Genomic DNA, 4,921 nt, shown 5'->3' with positions numbered 1-4,921 from the left:
CATCGATCCATTCTTTGAGCTGGCATCGATGCGCGTCAGTCAATTTACTTGGTGCACCACTGCGGGGTTGATCCGGTAGACTGCTCAGCCTATTTCTCCACCACTTCCGCCGCCGCTCCCGTATAGCTTCCGGTTTCACGCCTTGCTGTTCTGCAATCGCAATGACTGTCTGGCCATTGGCTAACATCAAAATGGTCCGTGCCCGCTCCCGTTCTCGCCAATCACTCCCTTTTTTGATAATTTGCTGGAGCTGCTCTCGTTCGCTTTCGTTCAATTCTATTGCTCTTGCCCGCATTCTGTCGCTACCACCACACCTGAAATCCCGCTATTTTAATGCATGGTGATTTGTTGTTAAGCGCTTATTTTTTTTATTAGTTCGACACCCACGCCTTTGAGTGAAGGGACGTTTCCAACGCGATTATATTCATATGATTACAATAAGCAGGCACTAAATTTGTGCCGTGAAGTCGTGTCTAAGCAGCTTGGTGCTGAATTTCTGAAAGTTTATTATGATGAAAGATTGATTGTAATTGGCTCGCCTCCAGTTAAGCCGGATACGGTTAACATTCTTGAAATGGATGACCCGATGAAGGAAAAACGTATCAAAACTGCTGTTTTTGACAAATGTTTGGTATGTTCGGAATTAGAAACCCATTTGGTCAAGTTGCCTAATAAACAGTTGGCTTATACTTATTTTCTTGGCAAGAATGATTCCGATGTAACAATGTCATGGGGGGTGATTGACGGCAAGCAGATTGATTATCAGTTGAATAGTAAAGCCGAAATAAAGGCCGGTGGTATTCCTGGTGGAGCTATTCCTGGTGATTTTTTTTATATTAAAGTTGAGTCTGATTCTAAATTGTCAATTTTGGTGGGTCGTGAAAAATTGAATACCAATTGGAGGCTTCCAGAAAATATTGTTTTTAGTCAAGGCGATAATGTTGTTGCTTACGTCAATACAAATAATATGCTGGTATTAAGTTCAAGAGAAAATAAGCAAAGAAATACCGATGAAGAGCTGGGGAAAAGTACCTACTATGTTTTCAACAAGCTTTCCTCTAAATGGAAGATTATTGGTTTTCCGGGAGGGAGAACAGAGGTGCGAGGTTTGAATGAGTGGCTTGTGGGCTATGTGGCAGATATAGCTAGGAAAACACAAAGCCCTGGATCTGATAGAAGAAGAAAACATATGGCAGAAACCGGCACGCCGATCGATTGGCGATTTGATAGCGCTAATGTTTTTTTCTCGGGAATTTTAATGTTGCACAATATCAATACAGGCAAAGAATATAAAATAATTACTAGTCAAGAGGATAGTGAAATTCTCTGGGTAAGCGATTCATATGTCTACTATAGAGTTAACGATGAGCTAATAAAGGCTAGAATTCTCGATCAGACAATCGACACAGGTCAAGTTTTAGCTAAGGAGGATTTTATAGCGGATATTCATTGGGCTTTTGAAGGTCGATAGAATGAGTTTCGCATCGTTACGCTCGCCTCCATGTTTCCGCGATGCATGGCATCGGAAATAACTGATTTGTATAGCGGAAAACGACGGATAAGTGCTTAGCAATAAGTCAGCGAGCGCGATTGACATCTCTAGGAGCGCATGAATTGGTAATAAACATAATAGATGTGAACTTTTGCAAGGTGCTTATCAGGTGGTAATTTTGTCAGACCATTTGCATTCGATGCGGACATTACCCGAATCCGACGATGATTTTGGTTTGTGCCGACACCAAATATAATCTGCATTTATATGACGATTGTAATAAATGGTCGAAATCAAATTAGGCGGACACAAAAAGCAAACGTAGATTTTGCCGGCGGCGCTTGCTTCGACAAATTCGGTACTGGTTTGGGCGTGTGGCATTCGGTACTCGTGGCGTTACTGCTGGGAATGGTAGGGTAAAGGCCAGCGATTGCCAACGGCTTGGATCAAAACTGCGTCGTCAATATCCTCAACCGAACCGTGCAAGTTGGCAAGGATGGCGGATGGTCGATGCCGAGCGTACAGTCAACTCGGCCGGTCCCCTCGGCGCCGGTGCGTTGGGGGAGGTAAGTCATTGGCGGGCGGCGAGTCCGTTCAGTATACTGAGACCGTCGTCGGCTGGGGCCGACGGCGGCGGCATCGGGAAGGGGCCGCCTTCAATCGTCCCAGGACGGATTTAACCAGACCGGGAAGGACACCATGTCCAGTCTACGCATCGCGGCGTTCGCCACCCTCGCGGCGGCCGGTATTGCCGCCGCAGGGTTTCATTGGCGGCATTCCGAATCGCCGCCCACCCAGCTCAAGCTTTACGGCAATATCGATATTCGCCAAGTCGAACTCAGCTTCCACGATTCCGAACACGTCGCGCAAATTCAGGTGCAAGAGGGCGAGAGGGTCAAGCGCGGCCAATTGTTGGCGGTGCAGACCCTGGAACGTTTCCAGTATGCCTGGGATGCGGCGCAAGCCCGAGTCGAGGTCCAGCGCCACGTGGTCGATAAGGCCTTGAACGGCTCGCGGCCGCAGGAAATCGGTAAGGCCGGCAATGACGTCAAGGGCGCCGAAGCGGCATTGGTATTGGCCAAGAAGGAATTGGAGCGCATGCGCAATTTGGCGGAACGCAAATTGACCTCGGTGGAGTCGGTCGATCAAGCCAAGGCCGCCTACGACGGTGCCCGCGAGACCTTGCAAGCCCTGAAGGAACAATACCAGTTGACCGCGATCGGCCCGCGCCGCGAGGACATTCAAGCCGCCCAAGCTCAACTTCGAGTCGACGAAGCCGAATTGCTGTTGGCCAAGAAATCCTGGGAAGACGCTCATCTCTACGCGCCGGCCGACGCCGTTGTGCAAAACCGGATTCTCGAGCCTGGCGACATGGCCAACGCCCAGACGCCGGTGCTGACGCTGGCCCTGACCGAGCCGCTGTGGGCCAGAGCTTACGCGGCCGAGACCGATCTCGGTAAATTGCGCCACGGCCTGCCGGCCCGCATCGTCAGCGACAGTTTTCCCGACCGGCATTACGCCGGTTGGGTCGGATATATCTCGCCGACCGCCGAATTCACGCCCAAGTCGGTCGAGACTAGCGAGTTGCGGACCAGTCTGGTTTACCAAGTACGGGTTTACGTCTGCAATGCCCAAGATCAACTGCGCTTGGGCATGCCGGTCAGCGTCGAGATCGATGTCGACGCTCCGCCGGCCGGACAGCCGGGCTGCGCCGAGCGGCCGTGATCTCGCCGACGAACGCCCCGGCGCTGTGGTTCCAAGGCGTCGATAAATCGTTCCGGGCCGGCGGCCGCGAAGTGGCGGCCTTGCGCCGGATCGATTTCGAATTGCCCGGCGGCGGCATCACCGCGCTGGTCGGGCCGGACGGCGCGGGCAAGACCACCTTGTTGCGTCTGGCCGCCGGTTTGTTGCTGCCGGAAGCCGGCAGCGTCGAAAGCTTTGGTAGCGACACCGCGACGGCCGGGCCGCTGTTGCACGCCACCACCGGTTACATGCCGCAGCGTTTCGGTTTGTACGAAGATCTGAGTCTGCGCGAGAACCTGACGCTGTACGCCGATCTGCACGGTATCGCCCAGGCCGACCGACCCGAGCGCTTTGCCGAATTGCTGGCGATGACCGGACTCGGCAAATTCGAAAGCCGCTTGGCCGGACGCTTGTCCGGCGGCATGAAACAAAAACTGGGTTTGGCTTGCACCTTGCTGAACCGGCCGCGTTTGCTGTTGCTCGACGAACCGTCGGTCGGCGTCGATCCGCTGTCCCGCCGCGAACTGTGGCATATCATCGACGCGCTGGTCAGCGACCACGGTACCACGGTCCTGCTCAGCACCGCCTACATGGACGAAGCCGAGCGCTGCCAACATGTTATCGTACTGGATCATGGTGGAATACTCAGACAGGGCGCGCCGGCCGCGCTGCACGAATTGGTGCGGGGGTGCGGCTATCGTCTAACTAGCGCGGTGTTGTCTAGTCGGCAACTGCGTCAACGCATCGTGGGCCAGCATGGCGTCATCGACGCGGTAGTGCAGGGCGATGCGGTCCGGGCGGTCATGGCGCCGGGTGCCGCGCCGGACTGGGCCGGCTGGTTTACGGCGACCGACCGAGTGACGGCGCAGGCGGTGCCGGCGCGCTTGGAAGATGCCTTCATTTGGCTATTGACCGAGCGCGACGGCGGCCACGGCGTCGTCGAGAACGTTTGCCCGCTGGCTGTTACCGGCCCAACCGCCGCGCCGGTCATCGAGGTCGAGGCGGTGGATCGCTGGTTCGGCGATTTTCAGGCCGTCAAAAAACTTTCCTTTCAGGTCGGACGCGGCGAAATTTTCGGTTTGCTGGGCGCCAACGGCGCCGGTAAGACCACCACGTTTCGAATGTTGTGCGGCTTGCTGCCGGCCAGTAACGGCAGCCTGAAAGTGGCCGGCGTGGATTTGCGGCGGGCGGCGGCCCAGGCCAGGGGCCGTTTGGGTTATATGTCGCAGAAATTCTCGTTGTACGGCCAATTGTCGGTACGGCAAAACCTGGATTTTTTCAGCCACGCCTATGGCTTGCGGGGCGGCGCGCGCCGGGAACGCATCGCTTGGGCCCTCGGCGAGTTCGGCTTGACCGAGTTTGCCGATACCGACAGTCGCGATTTGGCGCTGGGCTACAAGCAACGCCTGGCGCTGGCTTGCGCGCTGATGCACGAGCCGGAAATCCTGTTTCTCGACGAGCCGACTTCCGGTATCGATCCGTTGGCCCGCCGCGAATTTTGGGCGCGCATCAACCAACTGGCTGCCGGCGGCGTGACGGTGCTGGTGACCACTCATTTCATGGAAGAGGCGGAATATTGCGACCGCCTGCTGATCATGCGCGAGGGCGACATTCTGGCGGCCGGCACGCCGGCGCAAATCGTCCGCGCCGGCGGAAGCGAAGCGGCCTCGAACATGGAAGAAGCGT

The 4,921-nt window shown here is 55.2% G+C and carries 4 protein-coding genes; 3 read left to right on the top strand and 1 reads right to left on the bottom strand.

Annotated elements, in window-relative coordinates; translation table 11 throughout:
* The coding region (locus A1355_RS07765; protein WP_231883598.1) for a helix-turn-helix domain-containing protein at positions 1 to 274 on the bottom strand (274 nt) is incomplete at its 3' end.
* A 195-nt stretch (positions 275 to 469) separates the two neighbouring features.
* Here A1355_RS07765 and A1355_RS07760 point away from each other — a divergent pair.
* The 3 genes from A1355_RS07760 to A1355_RS07745 all read left to right on the top strand — a co-directional run.
* Entirely contained in the window at positions 470 to 1,471 is a 1,002-nt protein-coding gene (locus A1355_RS07760) for a hypothetical protein (RefSeq protein WP_064026703.1), read from the top strand.
* Positions 1,472 to 2,191: 720 nt separating this feature from the next.
* Positions 2,192 to 3,217 (top strand): HlyD family efflux transporter periplasmic adaptor subunit, encoded by a 1,026-nt coding sequence (locus A1355_RS07750; protein WP_064026699.1) that lies wholly within the window; start codon positions 2,192 to 2,194, stop codon positions 3,215 to 3,217.
* Positions 3,214 to 4,921 (top strand): ATP-binding cassette domain-containing protein (locus A1355_RS07745; protein WP_064026697.1); only part of this gene is annotated, 1,708 nt, incomplete at its 3' end. The genes A1355_RS07750 and A1355_RS07745, both read left to right, overlap by 4 nt.

The sequence above is a fragment of the Methylomonas koyamae genome (genome assembly GCF_001644025.1).
Lineage (GTDB): Bacteria > Pseudomonadota > Gammaproteobacteria > Methylococcales > Methylomonadaceae > Methylomonas > Methylomonas koyamae_A.
This window is presented reverse-complemented; position numbering and strand designations above follow the sequence as displayed.

What these genes read in the sequence shown, in the direction of transcription:
- A1355_RS07750 (WP_064026699.1), top strand. Translation starts at nt 2,192, where the DNA reads ATGTCCAGTCTACGCATCGCGGCGTTCGCCACCCTCGCGGCGGCCGGT.